This window comes from Streptomyces sp. T028 (assembly GCF_048159505.1).
GTDB lineage: Bacteria > Actinomycetota > Actinomycetes > Streptomycetales > Streptomycetaceae > Streptomyces.
This window is the reverse complement of record NZ_JBLRVZ010000024.1, coordinates 4,563-24,577: the sequence shown is the minus strand read 5'-3', so window position 1 is coordinate 24,577 and position 20,015 is coordinate 4,563. Positions and strand designations below refer to the sequence as shown.

Below are 20,015 nucleotides of genomic sequence, written 5' to 3'. Positions count from 1 at the left end.
CGAGGACCTGCCGGTGTCCTCCCTGAGAAGTAGGCGGCTGATGTACGTGGGGTTCCAGGAGTGATCTCCGAGACGGATCCCACGGGGGCGGGGTGGCGGTGAGAATGTGCCGGTGACGAACGAGACGACCGCGGTGGACCGGCTGCGGGAGACAGCCCGCCGTGCGCTGCACCCGACCGGGCCGGCACCGCGACTCACCCGGCGCGGGTGGCAGTTCGACCTGGTGGTGGCGGTGGCTTTCGCCGCCACCACCGTCTACTACGCCATCGACGTCACGAACAATCAGGTTCGCGAGGTCCTCCCCGGTGTGGAGAAGGCGATCCACCCGTCGGGTACGGACGCCGCGGTCGCCTTGAGCGCCCTCGCGCTCGTCACCTCGGGCGCCCTGGTACTGCGCCGCCGCTACCCGCTCGCCGTGTTGTGCACCGTGACCTGCCTGGCGCTGCTGACCCCTCAGGACGTTGCGCGGCTGACCTTCTACCCCCTCGTCGTCGCCGTCTACAGCGCCGCCGCCTACAGCCCGTACCGGATTCCCACCCTGGCGGCCGTACCGACGGCGGTCCTCCTGGTCTACACGTCGGGCACCTCGACCACCCACGTCTACCCGTATCAGCCGGGCATCGTCCCGAACGAGTACGTGGTCCTGTGGATCCTCGGGCCGCTGGCGATGGTCGCCAACGGCCTGCGCACCTGGCGAGTTCGCACCGACGAGGGCCGCGCCCGGCTGGCCACCGTGGAACGCGAACAGGCCGAGGCGCTGCGCCGCGCCGTCGGCGAGGAACGCGCCAGGATCGCCCGCGAACTGCACGACGTCGTCACCCACAACGTCAGCGTCATGGTCATCCAGGCCGGCGCCGCCCGCAGGGTCATGAGAGCCGTACCCGACGAGGCCGACGAAGCACTGCTCGCCGTCGAGGCGAGCGGCCGGGCGGCCATGACCGAGCTGCGTCACGTCATGGGCCTGCTCACCATGGACAGCGGCAGCCAGGATGCGGACCGCACCGAGAACCTGACCCCGCAACCAGGTCTGGAGCAGTTGGAGGCACTCATCGGGCGGGTCCGGGAGACCGGCCTGCCGGTCGACCTGGAGATCACCGGAACGTCCCGCCCCATGCCACCGGGCATCGGGCTCACCGCCTACCGCGTAATCCAGGAGGCCCTGACCAACACCGTCAAACACGCCTCCGGGGCACATGCCACCGTCTCCGTCGAGTACGCCCCCGACCGGCTCAGGGTGGAAGTCTCCGACACCGGCGGCCTTCCCGGCCCCGGGGCGGGCACGGGTAACGGCCGCGGGCTGCTCGGCCTGCGCGAGCGTCTTTCCGTCTACGACGGCACCCTGCACACCGGCCGGCGCCTCACCGGCGGCTACCGTGTCGAGGCACTCATCCCCCTGGAGGCACCGTGACCGAGCCGCCGCCGCGTGTGGTGCTCGCCGACGACCAGACCCTTGTCCGCACCGGATTCCGGATGATCCTGCGCTCCGGCGGCATCGAGGTGGTCGCCGAGGCCACCGACGGGTCCGAAGCCGTCGACGCGGTCCGCCGTACCCGGCCCGACGTGGTCCTGATGGACGTGCGGATGCCGGAGATGGACGGCCTGGAGGCCACCCGCCGCATCCTCACCGGCGCCCCGGGCGAACCCCGTGTGATCATCCTGACCACCTTCGACCTCGACCAGTACGTCTACGCGGCGCTGTCCGCCGGTGCCAGCGGCTTCCTCCTCAAGGACGTCACCCCCGAGCAGCTGATCTCCGCCGTCCGCACGGTCCGCTCCGGTGACGCCCTGCTCGCACCGGCCGTCACCCGCCGCCTGGTCGAACGGTTCACGCGACACGGGAGTCATACGGCCTCGATCCACCGCGACCTCGCCTCGCTGACCTCGCGCGAACGCGAAGTCCTGGGTCTGGTGGCCCGGGGGCTGAGCAACTCGGAAGTCGCCGACCGCCTCCACCTGGCCGAGACGACCGTCAAAACCCACGTCTCCCGCGTCCTCGGCAAGCTCCAACTCCGTGACCGCGTCCAGGCCGTCATCGCCGCCTACGAGACCGGGCTGGTCAGCGTCGGCGGGCAGGCGCCCGCACAGCCGACCGCCGAACACTGACGACGGCGTGACGGGCCCCTGCTGGGCAGCCTGCGGATGCATCAGCCGGCCGAGCAGGTCGTCGAGGACGGCTCGGTGACCGAGGTCGGCACACGACTGACCCCGCATGACGGCGAGCACGTACTCGACGCACGAGGCGGTGCCCTGCCGCCCGGCCGGTGTGACCACCACCTGCATCTGCACGCGATGGCCGCGGCCGACCGCTCGGCGCCCTGCGGCCCGCCGGCCGTGAACGACTCCGGGGCACTGGCCAAGACCTTGGCGCGCACCCCACCGACGAGCACGGCTGGATCCGCGGGATCGGATACTCCGAAGACGTCGCCGGTCCGCTGGACGCCGCGGCACTGGACCGCCTGCATGCCGCCGAACCGGTCCGGATCCAGCACCGCAGCGGCGCACTGTGGATGGTCAACACCGCCGGCGCACTGGCCCTCGGACGCGCGCGGGCGAACCACCACGGCATCGAACGCGACGGCCGGGGCCGACCCACCGGACGGCTGTGGCGCGCCGACGACTGGCTCCGCGCCCGTTGGCCCCGTACCGGGCCACCCGACCTGCGTGCCCTCGGCGCACGCCTCGCCCGCTGGGGGGTCACCCAGGTCACGGACGCGACGCCGGACCTGGACGCCACGGCCGTCGGCGCCATCGACGAGGTGATGCGCACGGGTGCCCTCCCCCAGCGGGTCCACCTCCTGGGCGCCCCTCTGGGCTGGACCCGGCCCGGCGGGGTCCCCGCGTCGACCTCGGGACCGTACAAGATCGTTGCCTGCGTGCGGCCCGCAGATGACCGATCGTGAAGCTGAGCGCGAAGACGGTGCCGAGTGCCGCGGTCACGCCGACGACGATGGCCACCTACGCCCAGGCCGCCTCTCCCTGGGCGAGGCGCATCCAGACGATCCGCCCCAGCACTGTGACAAGGCCGAGCAGCAGCGCATGTCATCCATGTCCTGAGGCCACACACGGCACTGCCCATGGCCACGAGCGAATGAGTGTCCGGCTTCGGTCATCGCCACCCGCTACGAGACGACCGCAACCGTCTACCCGGCCGGACTTCACATCGCAGGCATTTTCCCCTGGTCCGCCCGGCGATCCAAACGAAAGTTCGTAGAGAAAGTTGTGAGATATCCGCCCTCGGCGAACCGTCAAAACGGCCTCTGAGCTGGGCATTCGACTTGATCACCAGAACCTGACCCCATTCTAACGTCACGTACGTCCTGTACATTTTTTACAGATGCGCCAGACGTCGAAGGAGGGGTTCCCGATGACCCGACCGTCCGCCCGTTACGTCCTGCCCGAGTTCACGGAACGCACGAGCTACGGACACCGCACGATGGATCCGTACTCGAAGCTGCTGGAGGAGCGGATCGTCTTCCTCGGGACGCCGATCGACGACACCGCGGCGAACCACGTGATGGCCCAGTTCATGTACCTGGAGCACAAGGACCCGGACCGGGACATCGCGCTGTACATCAACTCCCCCGGCGGCTCGTTCAGCGCGATGACCGCGATCTACGACACCCTCCGGTACGTCACCTGTGACGTGGAGACGACCTGCCTGGGCCAGGCCGGCTCGTCGGCGGCCGTGCTGCTGGCGGCGGGCACGCCGGGCAAGCGGTTCGCGCTGCCGGGCGCCAGGATGGTGGTCCGGCAGCCGGCGCTGCCCGAGCCCGTCGAGGGACAGACCAGCGACCTGGCGATCCAGGCCGAGGAGCTGTCCCGCACCCGGGACCTGCTGGAGGAGATGCTCGTACGGCACACCGGGCGCGCCCCCGAACAGGTGACCGAGGACATCGAGCGGGATCTGATCCTGACCGCGGCTCAGGCCGTGGAGTACGGCCTGGTGGACGGGGTCGTCCCGAGCCGTCGCGACATCGCCGGGGCGAGGTGAGCCGCGATGGTTCCCGAGCTGCCGCCGCTGCCCGCGCTCACCCGCGCCGAGGCCGAGCTGATCGACCGTTATCTGGACGTGGTGGATCTGCTCGGGCGGATCAATCCCGCGCACGACGGTGACACCTACCGGGGCCTGCGGGCCGCCCAGGCGCTGGTGGCGAGGGCAGCGGAGCTGCGGGACGCGCTGACGTTGATGCACCAGCGGGGCGAGAGCGAGCTGCACGCGCCGACCCTCGCGCGGGCGCTGCGCGTCCTGGACGGGGAGCGCCGCACAGCGCGCGTCACGGTACCTCCGCTCTCCGACAGTTGACGCACGCCCGTCCGGCTCGGCGCACCGCCGCGCCGTCCGTGACGTCCGGGCCGGACCTGAAACGCACCAGACGGGTTACCCCCGTTCGGCGTAGCGGCGGCCCCCCTTGCGAGCGAGCGCATTGTGCCGAAGGCGCTGTTTTCCGGGTCGGCGCAAGGGGTAGCGGCGCAGGTCGGGGGGCCTTTGGCGGCCTTGACACCTGAACCCCCATCAGGGTGTCCACCCGAACGGGTGAGTGGTGAGGAACCCCACAAATCACCGGTTCCATTGGGATTTTCGGTCAACGGTGAGTCAAGATCCGTGTCTGACGACAAGTCCCCGCCACAAGCGGCGGGGCGGTCCGGGCGGACGCCGAGTCCTGCCGCTGCCCGGATTGACCCGTCGACAGGAGTGCATCGGCAGGAGTGGAGGACCCAAGCACGACGGGTCGCCGGAACGGTCACGCCATGACCGGGTCGAGCAGCCCTTGGGGTGAAGCCGCGCGAGCGGCCGGGCACCTTTGTCAGCCCGAATCCGACAGGTCATCCTTCACAGGCGGTTGACGAAGGGTTGCGCATGACTGCGCTCAATCGTGTCCCGTCGCTCATGGCCCGGGCCGGTACGGCCTCCGCGTTCGCCATCGCCGCCGTGGGCGGATCGATCGTGATCCCCGGTGTCGCCTCCGACGCCGCGGCGGCCACGCCGGCGACCAAGGCGCTCCAGGTCGCGGCGTCCAAGAAGGGTGCACCGTACAAGTACGGGGCGGCCGGACCGAAGAGGTTCGACTGCTCAGGTCTCACGATGTACTCGTTCAAGAAGGCGGGCAAGACCCTGCCGCGCACGGCTGCGCAGCAGTACAACAAGACGCGCCACATCTCGGCCTCCAGCCGCAAGGCGGGCGACCTGGTGTTCTTCCACTCGGGGTCGTACGTGTACCACGTCGGGATCTACGCCGGTAAGGGCAAGATCTGGCACTCGCCGAAGACCGGTAGCGTGGTGAAGCTGGAGAAGATCTGGACCAAGAGCGTCTGGTACGGCCGGGTCCGCTAGGACCTGCCCGAGCACCGCTTCCCGGGGTGGTGGCGGCGTCCCTGACGCGCCCTCACCGCCCCGGGAGCTCGCCCGGTCGCGGAGGCGCCGCGGCGCCCGCCACCGGCTCGGCCGGGACGGTCCACGGCAGCTCGACCGTGACCGTCTTGCCGCCCTCCCGTGTGGGGCGGACTCTGAGCTTGCCGCCGCGCTCGGCGGTCAGCCAGCGAATGATCACCATGCCTCGGCCGTTGTCCTGCTGGACGGCGGCCGGCAGTCGTTTGGGGAAGCGCGGGTGGCTGTCGGTGACGCCGATGCGCAGCCGTTCGTCCCGGTCGAGCACCAGGGCCACCGTGAAGGTGGGTGACTGTCCGAAGGTGTGCTGCACGGCGTTGGTCGCGAGTTCGGAGACGATCAGCCGGATGGTGTCGGCCGCCTCCGAGTCCGCCGGCAGTCCCCATTCGCCGAGCGCGCCGGCCACGAAGCCGCGGGCCGTGGAGACCGAGGCGGGATCGCTCGGCAGAGTGACGGATGCTTCCAGATGGTCTGCCATGGCGACCTCGTCCCTTTCCCACGGGACCGGAGTCCGACACGCTGCGGATGGTTCGAGTACGGTCCCGGACTGGTGCTTCTTCGCCAGACTGCCATCAGCACGCCGGTCACGGGTGGCGATCCACCAAGATATGCATATATCTGTCGCCCAATGCGGTGAACTCTGCCGCGGCAGAGCGTTTTTGGACAGCCCATAAGGACGGCCCATAAAGACGGTCCACAGGGACGGTCCATCAAGGACGATCCATGGGGAGCAAGGAGGAGCCCATGCAGCACGGTCCCGCGGTGCGCCGCCGAAAGCTGGGCGCGGAACTGCGCAGTCTGCGCGCCCGGGCGGGGCTCACGAGCGGTGAGGCGGCCCGGCTCGTCGGCTGGCACCAGTCCAAGGTAAGCCGTATCGAGACCGGCACCAGTGGTACGAAACCGGCCGATGTGCGGTTACTTCTCGACGCCTACGGCGTGACGGACCCACAACTGCGGGACCTGATGACGGCGTTGGCCGGCTCGGAGGAGAGCGGGGGCCGGGACCACTGGTGGCACGCCTATCGCGGGGTCCTGCCGGCCGCCTACCGGGACTTCATCAGTCTGGAGTCGCAGGCCGGCGTGATGCGCACGCTGGAGACGACCGTGGTCCCGGGGCTGCTCCAGACGGCCGAGTACGCGCGCGCGGTGACCCGGGCGGCGGTGGAGGGCGCGGACGAGGACCAGCTGGACACGCTGGTGGAGGTGCGGATCGCCCGCCAGGACGTGCTGCACCGGCAGCCGCCGCTCAGGCTGACAGCGGTGCTGGACGAGGCGGTGCTGCGGCGGGAGGTGGGCGGCCCCGAGGTGATGGAGCACCAGCTCGTCCGGCTGATGGAGGCGGCGCACCTGCCCCAAGTCCGGCTTCAGGTACTGCCGTTCGCGGCCGGCGCCCATATCGGCGTCACCGGCCCTTTCGTTATTTTCTCATTTTCGAGCGCTCCCGATCTGGATGTGGTTGTTCTCGACCACTTGACGAGTAGCCTCTACCTCGAACGGAAAGAAGACCTCGAGGCCTACACCGAGGCCTTCAACGCCCTTCGGGCGCATGCCCTTTCGCCCGGGGAATCACTGGAATACATCGCCGCGATAGCTGACGGCGCGTAGGGAGGCACCATGACTGCTCTGCCTCGGAACGTACTTCGGACCGTACCTCTCAGCACCGACCCCCACGCTCTCCCTCAGGTGCGGTGGCTGCGCAGCAGCTACAGCACGGGAGCGAACAACTGCGTGGAGACGGCCCGGCCGGCCCTCGGGCCCTGCGCCGGACTGCTCGCCGTACGCGACTCCAAGGACCCGGACGGGCCCGCCCTGCTCTTCTCCCCCGAGAGCTGGTCGGGTTTCACCGCCGCGTTCCGCTGATCACCGTCGCCTGATCACCTTCCGAACACAGCCACCTGTCAGCAGGGGCGACCCACGGCCGTGTCACGCCGACTCATGGTCGCGTCTCCCCGATCACCCGTACAGCGCGATCCAGCTCGGCCCCGGAGAGGTCGGCGCGGGCGGTCAGCCTGAGGCGTGAGATGCCGTCGGGCACGGAGGGAGGACGGAAACAGCCCACGGCGAGGCCTGCCGACCGGCAGTCCGCCGCCCACTGCACGGCCTCCTCCGGGGACGGCGCACGCACGGAGACGACCGCGGCGTCCGGACGTACCGCCTCCAGGCCCGCGGCCGTCAGCCGCTCGTGCAGTTCGGTCGCCACCGCACGCGCGCGTGCCGCCCGCCCGGGCTCCCGGCGCAGCAGCCGGAGCGCCGCGAGGGCCGCGCCCGCCGCCGCCGGCGCCAGACCCGTGTCGAAGATGAAGGTCCGGGCCGCGTTGACCAGATGGTCGATCACCCGCGCGGGCCCCAGCACCGCCCCGCCCTGACTGCCGAGCGACTTCGACAGCGTCACCGTGACGACGACGTCCTCGGCACCGGCCAGTCCCACCGCGTACGGGGCGCCCTGGCCGCCGTCGCCCAGCACACCGAGGCCGTGCGCGTCGTCCACCACCAGCCCCGCGCCGTGCTCCCGGCAGGCGGCGGCGAGGGCGGCCAGCGGGGCGGCGTCGCCGTCGACCGAGAAGACCGTGTCGGAGACGGCCACCGCCGGGCCGTCGTGCGTGCCGAGCGCCTTGCGCACGGCGTCCGGGTCGGCGTGCGCCACGACCTGGGTGGTGCCCCGGGCCAGGCGGCAGCCGTCGATGAGCGAGGCGTGGTTGCCCGCGTCCGAGACGATCAGCGAGCCGTGCGGGGCCAGCGCGGTGACCGCGGCCAGGTTCGCGGCGTACCCGGAGGAGAAGACGAGCGCCGCCTCGACACCGCAGAAGGCGGCCAGCTCCCGCTCCAGCTCGGTGTGCAGCTCGGTGGTTCCGGTGACCAGCCGGGAGCCGGTCGATCCGCCGCCCCAGGTCCGCGCGGCCGCCGCGGCGCCCTCCCGGACCTCCCGGTGGCGGGACAGGCCCAGGTAGTCGTTGCTCGCGAGATCGAGCAGCGGGGAGTCGGCCGGACGGGGCCGCAACGTCCGTACGAGTCCGGCCCGGCGGCGCGCGGCCGCCTGTTCGTCGATCCAGCCGAACGCCATGGCTCCTCCGGGGCTTTTGTAGGTAGCGGACAGACCCTAGCGTCACGGACCGCTACCCACGGTGTGGCAATACCCACACGTCGAACCGGGTGTGTTGTGTGATCCCTACCTTGGCCCGGGGCGGTCCCGTAGGACAGGATCGGCTCTCATGGACCTGCTGAACACGCTGGTGGACAAGGGGCTTCGGCGCGAGCTGCCGACCCGCGAGGAAGCGCTGGCCGTCCTCGCCACTTCCGACGACGACGTGCTGGACGTGGTGGCCGCGGCCGGGAAGGTGCGCCGGCACTGGTTCGGCCGACGGGTGAAACTCAACTACCTCGTCAACCTCAAGTCGGGCCTGTGCCCCGAGGACTGCTCCTACTGCTCCCAGCGGCTCGGCTCCACGGCCGGGATCCTGAAGTACACCTGGCTCAAGCCCGACGAGGCGTCGAAGGCCGCGGCGGCCGGGCTCGCGGGCGGGGCCAAGCGGGTCTGTCTGGTGGCGTCCGGGCGCGGTCCGACCGACCGTGACGTGGACCGCGTCTCTGAGACCATCAAGGCCATCAAGGACCAGAACGAGGGCGTCGAGGTGTGCGCCTGTCTGGGCCTGCTCTCCGACGGCCAGGCCGAACGGCTGCGCGAGGCGGGCGCGGACGCCTACAACCACAACCTCAACACCTCCGAGGCGACGTACGGGGACATCACCACCACCCACACGTACGCCGACCGGGTGGACACGGTCTCCAAGGCGCACGCGGCGGGTCTGTCGGCCTGCTCGGGTCTGATCGCGGGCATGGGCGAGTCGGACGAGGACCTGGTGGACGTGGTCTTCTCGCTGCGCGAGCTGGACCCGGACTCGGTGCCGGTCAACTTCCTCATCCCGGTCGAGGGCACCCCGCTGGGCAAGGAGTGGAACCTCACCCCGCAGCGCTGTCTGCGGATCCTGGCGATGGTCCGGTTCGTCTGCCCGGACGTCGAGGTGCGGATCGCGGGCGGCCGTGAGGTGCATCTGCGCACCCAGCAGCCCCTCGCGCTGCACCTGGCCAACTCGATCTTCCTCGGCGACTACCTCACCACCGAGGGCCAGGCCGGCAAGGCCGACCTGGAGATGATCGCGGACGCGGGCTTCGAGGTGGAGGGCGCGGGCGAGATCACCCTGCCGGAGCACCGGGCGACGGCGGGCGGGGGCGGGTGCGGGTCGCACGCGGAGGCGGGCTGCGGGTCGCACGCGGAGGCGGGCTGCGGGTCGCACGCGGAGGCGGGCTGCGGTTCCGTCTGCGGTTCGCACGAGGGCGGCTCGGTGTGCGGTACGGCCGCTGCCGCCGCCCCGGCCGGTGAGCCCCGTACGGACCTGGTCGCCGTACGCCGCCGCGGCGCCGGCACCGACCTCGCGCCCAATGCCTGAGCCGACCGGACTGCCCGTCGCCGGGCTACTGGAACTGGACCGGCGGCACGTCTGGCATCCGTACGGTCCGATGCCCGGCCGGGTCGACCCGCTCGTCGTGGAGTCGGCGAGCGGGGTGCGGCTGCGCCTCGCGGACGGCTCGGGCGAGCTGGTCGACGGCATGTCGTCCTGGTGGTCGGCGATCCACGGCTACCGGCACCCCGTGCTCGACGAGGCCGCGCGCGAGCAGCTCGGCCGGATGAGCCACGTCATGTTCGGCGGGCTCACGCACGAGCCCGCCGTCCGGCTGGCGAAGCTCCTTGTCGACATGTCTCCCGACGGCCTCGAGCATGTCTTCCTCGCCGACTCCGGTTCGGTGTCGGTCGAGGTCGCGGTGAAGATGTGCCTGCAGTACTGGCGTTCGCTCGGCCGCCCGGGCAAGCAGCGGCTGCTGACCTGGCGCGGCGGCTACCACGGCGACACCTGGCAGCCGATGTCGGTGTGCGACCCGGAGGGCGGGATGCACGAGCTGTGGAGCGGGGTGCTGCCCCGTCAGGTCTTCGTGGACCCGCCGCCCGTCGAGTACGAGGAGGCGTACGCCGATCAGCTGCGCGCCGCGATCGAACGGCACGCGGACGAACTGGCCGCGGTGATCGTGGAGCCGGTGGTGCAGGGCGCGGGCGGGATGCGCTTCCACTCCCCCGCGTATCTGCGCGTGCTGCGCGAGGCGTGCGACGCGCACGACGTGCTGCTGGTGTTCGACGAGATCGCGACCGGGTTCGGGCGCACGGGTGCGCTGTTCGCGGCGGACCACGCGGCGGTGACGCCGGACGTGATGTGCGTGGGCAAGGCCCTGACCGGCGGTTACCTGACCATGGCGGCGACGTTGTGCACCTCCCGGGTGGCCGCCGGGATCTCGCGGGGCGAGGTGCCGGTGCTGGCCCACGGCCCGACGTTCATGGGCAACCCCCTCGCCGCCTCCGTCGCCTGCGCCTCGATCGGGCTGCTGCTCGGCCAGGACTGGCTCGCGGAGGTCAAGCGGATCGAGACGGGACTGCGGAACGGGCTGGCGGAGGCCGCCGGGATCCCGGGCGTGCGGGACGTACGGGTCCTCGGCGCCATCGGCGTCGTCCAGCTGGACCATCCGGTGGACATGAAGGCCGCCACCTCGGCGGCCGTGCAGGAGGGCGTGTGGCTGCGGCCGTTCCGCGACCTCGTCTACACGATGCCGCCGTACGTCACCGGCGACGCGGACGTGGCACGGATCGCGCGCGCGGTGTGCGCCGCGGCGCGGGAGGGATGAGCATGCCGATCCTGGTGATCACCGGCACGGGCACGGAGGTCGGCAAGACCGTCACCACGGCGGCCATGGCCGCCTCCGCGCTCGCGGCGGGCCGCACGGTGGCCGTCCTGAAGGCCGCGCAGACCGGTGTACGGCCCGATGAGCGCGGTGACGCCGACGAGGTCGCGCGGCTCGCGGGCGCGGTCACGACGGCCGAGTGCGCGCGCTATCCCGAGCCGCTCGCCCCGGCGACGGCGGCCCGGCGGGCGGGACTGCCCCCGGTGCGGCCGTACGACGTGGTGGAGGCGGCGCAGAAGCTGGCCACGGAGCACGACCTGGTGCTCGTCGAGGGGGCGGGCGGGCTGCTCGTACGGTTCGACGAGACGGGCGGCACGCTGGCCGACGTGGCCCAGTCGCTGCGGGCGCCGGTGCTGGTGGTGGCCTCGGCGGGCCTGGGCACCCTGAACACCACGGAACTGACGGCCCGTGAACTGCGCGCACGCGGCGTGGAGCTGCTGGGCGTGGTGATCGGCGGCTGGCCCGACTCCGCCGATCTGGCGATGCGCTGCAATGTCACCGACCTGCCGGAGGTCGCCGGGGCGCCGCTCTTGGGTGCCCTCCCGATGGGCGTGGGCGCGCTGGCCCCGGCCGACTTCCGCACGGCGGCACCGGGCTGGCTGGCGCCACGCCTGGACGGCACCTGGAAGGCATCAGCCTTCCGAGAGAGGGCAACAACAGCACCGTAAGGGGCGCGGGGCTGTATTGATTTGCGGCTCCGCCGCGTGGGCGCGATCAGCCACAACGCACCCGCAGACGAAAACGACGCATCTCGCTCATTCCGCCTCCGCCAGGAGCCGTACCAGCTCGATGCGGGAGCGAATCCCGAGGCGGGTGAAGACCCCGCGCAGATGGTGGTCGATGGTGCGGGGGCTGAGAGCGAGCCGCGCGGCGATCTCCCGATTGGTGGCACCCTCGGCGGCCATGCGCGCGACCATGAGCTGCTGGGCGGTCAGCCGGGCTGTGGCGGTGTCACCGCCGTGGGCGGCGGTGGCGGGCGCGCCCAGGGCGCGCAGCTCCGCGCGGGCCGCCTCCGCACAGTGCGGCGCCCCGAAGGACTCGAAGGCCTCACGCGCACTGTGCAGCCGGTCCCGGGCCTCCGCGCGGCGCCGCAGCCGCCGCAGGGCGCTGCCGAACAGCAGTTCCGTGCGGGCGCGTTCGAAGGCGCGGGTGCCGTCGGCGTGCAGGCCGAGGGCGATGCGGTAGTGGTCGAGGGCCTCGGCGCCCGGGGTGAGCAGGGCCTGGCAGCGGGCGCTGAGGGCGAGGTCGTCGGGGCTGCGGACGGCGCGCGCCCAGCGGTCGTAGTCGGCGTGGGCGGCGCGGGCGATCCGGGTGTCGCCGGCGCGTACGGCGGCCTCCACGTAGTGCGGGGTGGCCAGATGGCGGACGGCCCGGTGGCCGTGGCCCGGGCCGAAGGCGGCGAGGGCGCGCAGCCGGGCCGCGGCGGCGCCGTAGCGTCCGGAGCCGAGGTCGAGGAAGGCGAGCGCCCACTGGGCGAGGGCACCGGGCAGCCCGAGACCGTGTGCGAGGGCGTAGGAGCGGGCCGCCGCGGCGCGTTCCCGGCACAGGTCGCCGTCGCCGGTGAGCGCGGCGAACATCGCGAGGGCGGCCTGCAGATGGCAGGCGCCGTTGTCCTGTCCGGTGGCGTACGACTGCCGTAGGGCGTCCAGCGCGGCGGCCTCGGCGGCTTGCGGGCGGCCGGTCCAGAAGTCGGCGTAGGCGCGGAACTCCATGGCCTGGGAGACGCCCGGGGTCAGGCCCCGGGCCCGGGCGGCGGCGGCCGCGCGGACGGTGGCGGTGGCGGCGCGGGTGTGGTCGCCGAGCATCAGGGCGGCGATACCGGCGTGCAGCAGCCGGGTGGGGTCACCGCCCGGCCCGCATCGACCGGCGGTCGCCTCCAGCAGGTCGCGGGCGTCCCCGTACCGCCCGTCGACGGCGGCGGCGAGGGCCGGAAGCACCCCCGGGGGCTCGACGCCCAGCCGCCGCGCGACGACCATCGCTTCCCTGCATCGCCGCAGGTCACCGGTGTAGATGGCGGCTTCGGTGGCAGCGGCGAGGAGATGTTCGGAGTGGGGGTCTACGGCGTGGGGGTCTACGGCGTGGGGGTCTACGGCGAGGGGGAGCCGGGGGCGGTCGGCGGGCGGCGTGGTCGGGGTGGTCGGGGCGGATGCGGTACCGGGGGTCGTCATGGCCTGCCCGCTGTGGGCACGCCCGCGTGCCGCCCCGGCCAGCAGCGCGTCGAAGGCCTCCCCGGCCTGGCCGGTACGCAGGGCGAGAACGCCGGTGAGGGCGTCGGTGTTGGTGCGGGCGGCGAGGGTGCGGGCCTGGTCGGTGTCGCCGGCGTGCCAGGCGTCGGCGGCCGCGCGGGCAAGGAGGCGGGACTGTTCGCGGGGGTCGGTGCGCAGCGCGGCGGCGCGTGCGGTGAGGGCGGCGGCGAGGGCCGGGTCGGCGGACCGGCGGGCCCGGTCGGCGGCGGCCGTCAGCTCGGCGGCGAGCCGTCCGCTGGGGCCGAGCGCGCCCGCGCCCCGGTGCCAGGAGCGGCGGGGCAGTTCGGTGTCGTCGTGCAGGACGCGGGCGAGCAGCCGGTGGGCGTCGCGCCGGTCGGCCGGTGCGGCCGTCTCGTAGGCGGCGATCCGGGTCCAGGCGTCGCGGAAGCCGACCCCGCCCGCGGTGGCGTATGCGATGCCGGCCGTCTCGGCGGCCTCCAGCGGGCGGGTGTCGAGGCGGGCGGCGGCCACGGCACGCAGGAAGGCGTGGGTGGCGACCGGGTACTGGTCGGCGGCGGCGAGGAGCAGCAGCAGCCGGGTGTCGTCGGGCAGGGCGCGGATCTCCCGGCGGTAGCCGTGCAGCAGGCCGGGGGCGAGGTCGGCGGGGTCGGTCGGCAGGGGGTCCAGGCCGGCGGCCTGACGGTCGGTGAGCCGCGCCGCGAGTTCGGCGGCGGCGCGCTGATCGCCGTACACGAGACGCAGCACGCGCACCCGGACGCCCTCGGGGAGGGACACGGCCGGGCGCCGCCACGGGTCCGGGAGCGGAGGTGGCGAAGTGCCGTCGAGACGTGGGGGGTTTACAGGAGTCACCACGCGATTGACGTTACTGGCGGGTTACTTGAACAGTAAAGACCGGCGATTTCACCGATGCGGCGCGCGTAGACCCGATCGGACACTCCTGGCAACCCCACCCGTTTCAGGAGGCATCATGCAGCGCGCCAAGCGTCGCATCGCCACGGTCCTCACGGCCGCGGCCTCTTCGCTCCTTCTGTCACTGTCGTTCTCCGCCCCCACCGCCCAGGCGGCGACCCACGACCCGGTCGTGTTCGTACACGGTCTCAGCAGCTCGTCCAGCAGCTGGGACGACTGGGTCGCCGACTTCAAGGCCGACGGCTACACGTCCGCCGAGCTGGACGCGTGGACGTACAGCTGGTCCCAGTCGAACGCCACCACGGCCTCGCAGCTGTCCACCGAGATCAAGAACGTGCTGGCGAGAACCGGTGCGAGCAAGGTCGACGTGGTCGTCCACTCGATGGGCGCCCTCAGCTCCCGCTACTACCTCAAGAACCTCGGCGGCACGGCGTACGTGGACGACTTCGTCTCCGTCGCGGGCACCAACCACGGTACGTCGGTCGCCTCCTGGTGCAGCTGGCTGTACACCTCCTGCGCGGAGATGGTCACCGGCAGCTCGTTCCTCACCTCGCTCAACTCCGGTGACGAGACCCCGGGCAGCGTCAGCTACGCGACCTACTGGTCGAACTGCGACGCCGCCATCGACCCGGACTCCTCTGCGCTGCTGAGCGGGGCCACCAACGTCGGTGTCGGGTGCATCTCGCACAACGACATGAACAACGACTACGGCGTGTACGAGCAGGTGCGCGACTTCATCCAGTGACGCACCGGTTGGTCCGGTGACACCCGTGTGAAGGACAGCGGGGGTGCGGCGGCTCCCTCCGGGGGAGAATCCGGGTAGGCCCGTCCTGCCCGGGAGGTCGTCATGCCGATACGGTCCGCCGGCTCCGGCCGACTGCCCGGTGACCCCGTCCACCACCCGCTGTTCGCCCGTTTCTATGCCGCGCTCGGTTCGGCGGCGGAGACCCGGGCCGGTCTCGCCGGAGTGCGGGACAGGCTGCTCGGCGGGCTCTCCGGCCGTGTCATCGAGATCGGCGCGGGCAACGGACTGAACTTCGCGCACTATCCGGGTGCCGTCTCGGAGGTCGTCGCGATCGAACCGGAGCGCCGGATGCGGCAGCTGGCGCTGGAGGCGGCGCTGCGCGCCGGGGTGCCGGTGGACGTGGTGCCCGGCGTGGCGGAGGCGCTGCCGGTCAAGAGCGAGGCGTTCGACGCGGCGGTGGTCTCGCTGGTGCTGTGCAGCGTACGGGACGTGCCGCGCGCGCTGGCCGAGCTGCGGCGGGTGCTACGGCCCGGCGGTGAGCTGCGGTTCCTCGAACACGGCCCCGGTGGCGGCCCGGCGATGCGCGCCACCCAGCGTGCCCTGGACCGCACGGTCTGGCCGTCCCTCGCGGGCGGCTGCCATCTGACCCGGGACACGGTCGGCGCGCTGCGCGACGCCGGGTTCGAACTCGGCCCGTACCGGCGGATGCTGCTGCCGGAGAAGGGGCCGCGGTTCCCCTTCTCCTACGCCGTACTCGGCACGGCCCGCAGGCCCGCGTAGGGCGTGTCCGCCCGGCAGGCTGGGGCCAACAGGCGCTGGCCTCAAGCAGCCCTCACAGGCTCCACTGGCGCAGCTCCTGCGCGATGTCGGCCACCGACGCGTCACCGGTCTTGACCAACCGGGCCAGATCCCGCACCTGTTCGGGCGAGGTGGCCACCTTCAGACCGCTGGCCACGAGGTAGGCGTAGGCGACCGCGCAGGCGAACAGCGCGTTGGAGCGCTCCAGCGCGGGCACATGGATGAGGAGTTGGAGCAGCGCGGCCGCACGGGCCGGAGGGTCGGTGTATACGGGGACGTCGAATATCTCGGCCTGGTGACGGGCCACGGCGGCGATCAGGGCGCCCCAGTCGGTGACCTGGGGGTCACCCGGGGTCTGCTGTTCGGCGAGCATGAGGAGCCAGGCGAGATCGATACGGAGGTCGCTCAAGGGATCAGCGGCGGCCTTCCGGCACGGTGCCCTCACGGTCCGCGCCGAACTCCTCGGCGAAGACGCTCTCGTACTGCTTCATGAAGTCGGCGGCGGCCTCCACGAAGGTGTGGCCCACCTCCCCGGCGTCCTGTCTGACCAGTTCCTCTATGTAGCGGTTGACGCTCATGCCGCGCGCCGTGGCCCGCTCGCGGGCGGCGCGGGCGGTGCCCTCGTCCACGCGTACGTTCAGCTGGGTCTTCGCCATACCTTCGACGCTAGCGCGAGGGCGCTAGCGCGGCAAGGGCGCGCCGGAGGCGAAAAGGGATACCGGCTGTGCGCCGGGTCACACTACTCTCGGCACGGTCCACCCGAACGAGGAGGCAGTCTTGTCCACAGCGGCCTTGTCCACACCCGACGGGATCGCGGCCCGAGCCCAGGGACTCACCAAGGCGTACGGTTCCGGCGAGACCACGGTGCTGGCCCTGGACTCCGTGGACGTGAGCATCGCGCGGGGCCGGTTCACCACGGTCATGGGGCCCTCGGGGTCCGGGAAGTCCACGCTGATGCACTGTCTGGCCGGGCTCGACACCGTCTCGGCGGGTCAGGTCTGGCTCGGCGACACGGAGATCACGGGCCTGAGGGAGCGGGAGCTGACCCGGCTCAGGCGGGACCGGATCGGGTTCATGTTCCAGTCGTTCAACCTGATCCCGACGCTGAACGCGGCCGAGAACATCACGCTGCCCATGGACATCGCGGGCCGCAAGCCCGACGAGAAGTGGCTGGACCAGGTCGTCGACACGCTCGGGCTGCGGGAGCGCCTTGGGCACCGGCCGTCCCAGCTCTCCGGCGGTCAGCAGCAGCGCGTGGCCTGCGCCCGGGCGCTGGTCTCCCGCCCCGAACTGATCTTCGCGGACGAGCCGACCGGCAACCTGGACTCGCGGGCCGGCCTTGAGGTCCTCGCGTTCCTGCGCCAGGCGGTGGACGAACTCGGCCAGACGGTCGTCATGGTCACCCACGACCCGAACGCCGCCGCCCACTCCGACCTGGTCCTCTTCCTCGCGGACGGCCGGATAGTGGACGAGATGGAACGGCCTACGGCCGATGCCGTACTCGAACGCATGCGCCTCTTTTCTGGGGGAGACCCCCAGACCCCCGGCTTCGACGTCGGCCGGGCCCCCGTCGTCGACGGCACCGCCCCCGAGGAGGACTGACCCCGTGCTGAAGGCGACCCTCAGGAGTTTCCTCGCGCACAAGGGACGGCTGCTGCTGTCGGCCCTCGCCGTCGTGCTGTCCGTGGCGTTCGTCTCGGGCAGTCTGATCTTCTCGGACACGGTGACCCGTACCTTCGACCGGCTGTTCGCCTCCACCTCGGCGGATGTGACGGTGGAGCCGAAGGACGACCTGAACTCCAACGTGCCGAGCGGCGCGACGCAGACGGTTCCGGCCGCCCTCGCCGGCCAGGTGGCGCGGGTCGACGGGGTCGCCTCCGCGCACGCCGACGTCAGCGTGGAGAACATCACGGTCGTCGACAGCGACCACAAGTCCGTCGGCCCGACCACCGGCGCGCCCACCATCGCCACCGACTGGTACGTCACCGACCGCAGCCCCGTGAAACTGACCTCCGGCCACGCCCCGCAGGGCGCCGGCCAGGCGATGCTGGACGCCGACACCGCCGACAAGAAGCATGTGAAGATCGGCGACACGCTCACCGTGATGGCCCAGCCGGGCTCGTTCGACGTCGAGATCGTCGGCATCGCCACCTTCACCACCACCAACCCGGGCGCGGCCCTCGTCTTCCTCGACCCGAAGGTCGCGGCGACGGAGCTGCTGGGCTCGGCGGACAAGGCGACCGGCGTCTCGGTCGACGCGGCGCCGGGCGTCTCCGACGCGGTGCTCAAGGAGCGCATCACGGCCGCGCTGGGTTCGGGGCCGTACGACGTGAAGACCGCCGACGAGCAGGCCGAGTCCTCGGCCGCGTCCCTGGGCGGCTTCCTCGACGTGATCAAGTACGTGATGCTCGGGTTCGCCGGCATCGCCGTCCTGGTCGGTGTGTTCCTGATCGTCAACACGTTCTCGATGCTGATCGCCCAGCGCACCCGTGAGCTGGGCCTGCTGCGCGCGCTCGGCGCCGACCGCCGTCAGGTACGGCGCTCGGTGCTCACCGAGGCGGTGCTGCTCGGGCTCGTCGGCTCCACTCTGGGCCTCGCGGCCGGCATCGGGCTCGCGGCCGGGCTGATCAAGCTGATGAGCGCGTTCGGCATGAACCTGAAGACCACGGAGATGGTGGTCGGCTGGGGGACTCCGGTGGTGGCGTACGCCGTCGGCGTGGGCGTCACTTTCGTGGCCGCCTACCTCCCGGCCCGTCGCGCGGCCACGGTGTCGCCGATGGCGGCACTCGCGGACGCGGACATCGCCGGCGTGGGCCGGCCGCTGAAGGTGCGCGCGATCGTCGGGTCGGTCGTCGGGGCGCTGGGCGCGGCCGCCCTGCTGGGCTGTGTGACCGCCGCGAAGACGGCGTCCGCGGCCTCCCTGCTGGGCCTGGGCGTGGTCCTGACGCTCATCGCCACCGTGATCGCGGGACCGCTGCTGGTACGGCCGGTGATCCGGGTGCTCGGCGGTGCCTTCCCGGCCCTGTTCGGCCCGGTCGGGCGGATGAGCCAGCGCAACGCCCTGCGCAACCCCCGCCGCACGGGTGCCACCGCCGCGGCGCTGATGGTGGGCCTGGCCCTGGTCGGCGGCATGTCGGTGGCGAGCGCCTCGATGTCGAAGTCGTTCGACGAACAGATCGACAAAACGCTCGGCGCGGACTTCGTGATCCAGAACGCCAACTTCACGCCCTTCTCCCGGGAGGTGACCGACGCGGTCCGCGACACCGACGGCGTCGGCCTCGTCGTACGGCAGCGGTTCGCGCCCCTCGCGGTACGGCTGCCGGACGGCAAGCGGGTCGAGACGACGGCCTCCGGATACGACGACCAGGTCGACGACGTCGCCCACATCACCTACGCCCAGGGCGACTCGGCGGCGGCGCTGGCGGACGGCGCGATCGGCATGGACGTGGACTTCGCGAAGGACCACGGGGTGAAGCTGGGCAGTGTGCTCCCGGTGGAGTTCCCCGGCGACCGCGCGACATCGCTGAAGGTGGGTGCGCTCACCGACCAGGAGGCCGCCGACGGGTTCGGCATGGAAGGCGGACTGTTCCTCGGGATGGGGACCGTCGAGAAGTACGTGCCCGACGGCCAGGACTCCGCGCTGTACGTGAACGCGGCGCCCGGCACGAGCGCCGAGCAGCTGCGGCCCCGGCTGGAGCGGACGCTCGACCCCTATCCGCAGGTCCAGGTGCGTGACCAGGCCGACTACAAGAAGCTGGTCCACGACCAGATCGCCGTTCTGCTCTACCTCGTGTACGCGCTGCTCGGCCTCGCGATCGTCATCGCGGTGCTCGGCGTCGTCAACACCCTGGCGCTGTCGGTCGTGGAGCGGACGCGGGAGATCGGGCTGCTGCGGGCGATCGGTCTGGGCCGGCGCCAGCTGCGGCGGATGATCCGGCTGGAGTCGGTGGTGATCGCGGTGTTCGGCGCGGTCCTGGGGCTGGCGCTGGGGCTGGTGTGGGGTGTCTGCATACAGCAGGTGCTCGCCCTCCAGGGCATGAAGGCGCTGGCCGTCCCGTGGGGCACGATCGTCGCGGTCGTCATCGGCTCGGCGGTGGTGGGCGTCGTGGCCGCCCTGCTCCCGGCCCTGCGCGCGTCCCGGATGAACGTCCTGGCGGCGATCGCCCACGAGTGAGCATCGGCGGTG

The 20,015-nt window shown here is 72.0% G+C and carries 20 protein-coding genes and 1 riboswitch; of the genes, 15 read left to right on the top strand and 5 right to left on the bottom strand.

Features of this window, described 5'->3' with window-relative positions; all coding sequences use genetic code 11:
• Nucleotides 1-112: 112 nt before the first annotated feature.
• The 6 genes from ACLZN2_RS22945 to ACLZN2_RS22920 all read left to right on the top strand — a co-directional run bounded on the left by ACLZN2_RS22945 (nucleotide 113) and on the right by ACLZN2_RS22920 (nucleotide 5,332).
• A complete protein-coding gene (locus ACLZN2_RS22945; protein WP_416980869.1) occupies nucleotides 113-1,408 on the top strand; it encodes a sensor histidine kinase in 1,296 nt (431 codons plus the stop codon).
• Nucleotides 1,405-2,103 (top strand): response regulator, encoded by a 699-nt coding sequence (locus ACLZN2_RS22940; RefSeq protein ID WP_416980868.1) that lies wholly within the window; start codon nucleotides 1,405-1,407, stop codon nucleotides 2,101-2,103. The genes ACLZN2_RS22945 and ACLZN2_RS22940 overlap by 4 nt, the downstream gene beginning before the upstream one ends.
• A 404-nt stretch (nucleotides 2,104-2,507) precedes the next feature.
• Nucleotides 2,508-2,900 (top strand): hypothetical protein, encoded by a 393-nt coding sequence (locus tag ACLZN2_RS22935; protein ID WP_416980867.1) that lies wholly within the window; start codon nucleotides 2,508-2,510, stop codon nucleotides 2,898-2,900.
• A gap of 464 nt (nucleotides 2,901-3,364) precedes the next feature.
• Nucleotides 3,365-3,991 carry an ATP-dependent Clp protease proteolytic subunit gene (locus tag ACLZN2_RS22930; protein WP_416980866.1) on the top strand — a complete coding sequence of 209 codons (627 nt, stop codon included), beginning with the start codon at nucleotides 3,365-3,367 and terminating at the stop codon, nucleotides 3,989-3,991.
• A 6-nt stretch (nucleotides 3,992-3,997) separates the two neighbouring features.
• On the top strand, nucleotides 3,998-4,303 hold the full coding sequence (locus tag ACLZN2_RS22925; protein ID WP_416980865.1) for a hypothetical protein: 306 nt from the start codon (nucleotides 3,998-4,000) through the stop codon (nucleotides 4,301-4,303).
• A gap of 369 nt (nucleotides 4,304-4,672) precedes the next feature.
• Nucleotides 4,673-4,855: riboswitch (cyclic di-AMP (ydaO/yuaA leader) on the top strand.
• A gap of 3 nt (nucleotides 4,856-4,858) precedes the next feature.
• The gene (locus ACLZN2_RS22920; protein WP_416980864.1) at nucleotides 4,859-5,332 is read left to right on the top strand and encodes a C40 family peptidase; all 474 of its coding nucleotides are present in this window, start codon (nucleotides 4,859-4,861) and stop codon (nucleotides 5,330-5,332) included.
• Between the two features lie 52 nt (nucleotides 5,333-5,384).
• Here the strand turns inward: ACLZN2_RS22920 and ACLZN2_RS22915 are convergent, their stop codons facing one another.
• Nucleotides 5,385-5,864: an ATP-binding protein gene (locus ACLZN2_RS22915; RefSeq protein ID WP_416980863.1), complete on the bottom strand. Its 480-nt coding sequence runs from the start codon at nucleotides 5,862-5,864 to the stop codon at nucleotides 5,385-5,387.
• Nucleotides 5,865-6,130: 266 nt separating this feature from the next.
• Here ACLZN2_RS22915 and ACLZN2_RS22910 point away from each other — a divergent pair, with 266 nt between their 5' ends.
• Both ACLZN2_RS22910 and ACLZN2_RS22905 read left to right on the top strand, forming a co-directional pair.
• Entirely contained in the window at nucleotides 6,131-6,991 is an 861-nt protein-coding gene (locus ACLZN2_RS22910) for a helix-turn-helix domain-containing protein (protein WP_416980952.1), read from the top strand.
• Nucleotides 6,992-7,000: 9 nt separating this feature from the next.
• Nucleotides 7,001-7,246, top strand: coding sequence for a DUF397 domain-containing protein (locus ACLZN2_RS22905; protein WP_416980862.1), 246 nt, complete (start codon nucleotides 7,001-7,003; stop codon nucleotides 7,244-7,246).
• Between the two features lie 73 nt (nucleotides 7,247-7,319).
• Here ACLZN2_RS22905 and ACLZN2_RS22900 read toward each other — a convergent pair whose 3' ends face one another.
• Nucleotides 7,320-8,447, bottom strand: coding sequence for an 8-amino-7-oxononanoate synthase (locus tag ACLZN2_RS22900; protein ID WP_416980861.1), 1,128 nt, complete (start codon nucleotides 8,445-8,447; stop codon nucleotides 7,320-7,322).
• A 148-nt stretch (nucleotides 8,448-8,595) separates the two neighbouring features.
• Here ACLZN2_RS22900 and bioB point away from each other — a divergent pair, with 148 nt between their 5' ends.
• Genes bioB through bioD form a run of 3 tightly spaced genes read left to right on the top strand, consistent with a single transcriptional unit; the run spans nucleotide 8,596 to nucleotide 11,838 of the window.
• A complete protein-coding gene (gene bioB / locus ACLZN2_RS22895; RefSeq protein WP_416980860.1) occupies nucleotides 8,596-9,831 on the top strand; it encodes a biotin synthase BioB in 1,236 nt (411 codons plus the stop codon).
• Complete coding sequence (locus ACLZN2_RS22890; RefSeq protein ID WP_416980859.1) at nucleotides 9,824-11,113, top strand: adenosylmethionine--8-amino-7-oxononanoate transaminase; 1,290 nt, start codon at nucleotides 9,824-9,826, stop codon at nucleotides 11,111-11,113. Before bioB ends, ACLZN2_RS22890 begins: the two co-directional genes overlap by 8 nt.
• A 2-nt stretch (nucleotides 11,114-11,115) precedes the next feature.
• Nucleotides 11,116-11,838, top strand: coding sequence for a dethiobiotin synthase (gene bioD, locus ACLZN2_RS22885; RefSeq protein ID WP_416980951.1), 723 nt, complete (start codon nucleotides 11,116-11,118; stop codon nucleotides 11,836-11,838).
• An 87-nt stretch (nucleotides 11,839-11,925) separates the two neighbouring features.
• On the opposite strand, the gene ACLZN2_RS22880 is transcribed toward bioD, so the two are convergent.
• Nucleotides 11,926-14,229: a helix-turn-helix transcriptional regulator gene (locus ACLZN2_RS22880; protein WP_416980858.1), complete on the bottom strand. Its 2,304-nt coding sequence runs from the start codon at nucleotides 14,227-14,229 to the stop codon at nucleotides 11,926-11,928.
• A gap of 115 nt (nucleotides 14,230-14,344) precedes the next feature.
• On the opposite strand from ACLZN2_RS22880, the gene ACLZN2_RS22875 reads away from it, so the two are divergent.
• A complete protein-coding gene (locus ACLZN2_RS22875; RefSeq protein WP_416980857.1) occupies nucleotides 14,345-15,031 on the top strand; it encodes an esterase/lipase family protein in 687 nt (228 codons plus the stop codon).
• A 102-nt stretch (nucleotides 15,032-15,133) separates the two neighbouring features.
• On the top strand, nucleotides 15,134-15,811 hold the full coding sequence (locus ACLZN2_RS22870) for a class I SAM-dependent methyltransferase (protein WP_416980856.1): 678 nt from the start codon (nucleotides 15,134-15,136) through the stop codon (nucleotides 15,809-15,811).
• 52 nt (nucleotides 15,812-15,863) lie between these two features.
• Here the strand turns inward: ACLZN2_RS22870 and ACLZN2_RS22865 are convergent, their stop codons facing one another.
• On the bottom strand, nucleotides 15,864-16,238 hold the full coding sequence (locus ACLZN2_RS22865; RefSeq protein WP_359276407.1) for a fic family toxin-antitoxin system, toxin component: 375 nt from the start codon (nucleotides 16,236-16,238) through the stop codon (nucleotides 15,864-15,866).
• A gap of 4 nt (nucleotides 16,239-16,242) precedes the next feature.
• Nucleotides 16,243-16,485: a toxin-antitoxin system HicB family antitoxin gene (locus tag ACLZN2_RS22860; RefSeq protein WP_133915249.1), complete on the bottom strand. Its 243-nt coding sequence runs from the start codon at nucleotides 16,483-16,485 to the stop codon at nucleotides 16,243-16,245.
• A gap of 121 nt (nucleotides 16,486-16,606) precedes the next feature.
• Here ACLZN2_RS22860 and ACLZN2_RS22855 point away from each other — a divergent pair, with 121 nt between their 5' ends.
• Together ACLZN2_RS22855 and ACLZN2_RS22850 are read left to right on the top strand one after the other, a co-directional pair.
• Nucleotides 16,607-17,431 (top strand): ABC transporter ATP-binding protein, encoded by an 825-nt coding sequence (locus tag ACLZN2_RS22855; RefSeq protein ID WP_416980855.1) that lies wholly within the window; start codon nucleotides 16,607-16,609, stop codon nucleotides 17,429-17,431.
• Nucleotides 17,432-17,435: 4 nt separating this feature from the next.
• Nucleotides 17,436-20,003 (top strand): ABC transporter permease, encoded by a 2,568-nt coding sequence (locus tag ACLZN2_RS22850; protein ID WP_416980854.1) that lies wholly within the window; start codon nucleotides 17,436-17,438, stop codon nucleotides 20,001-20,003.
• Nucleotides 20,004-20,015 lie beyond the last annotated feature (12 nt).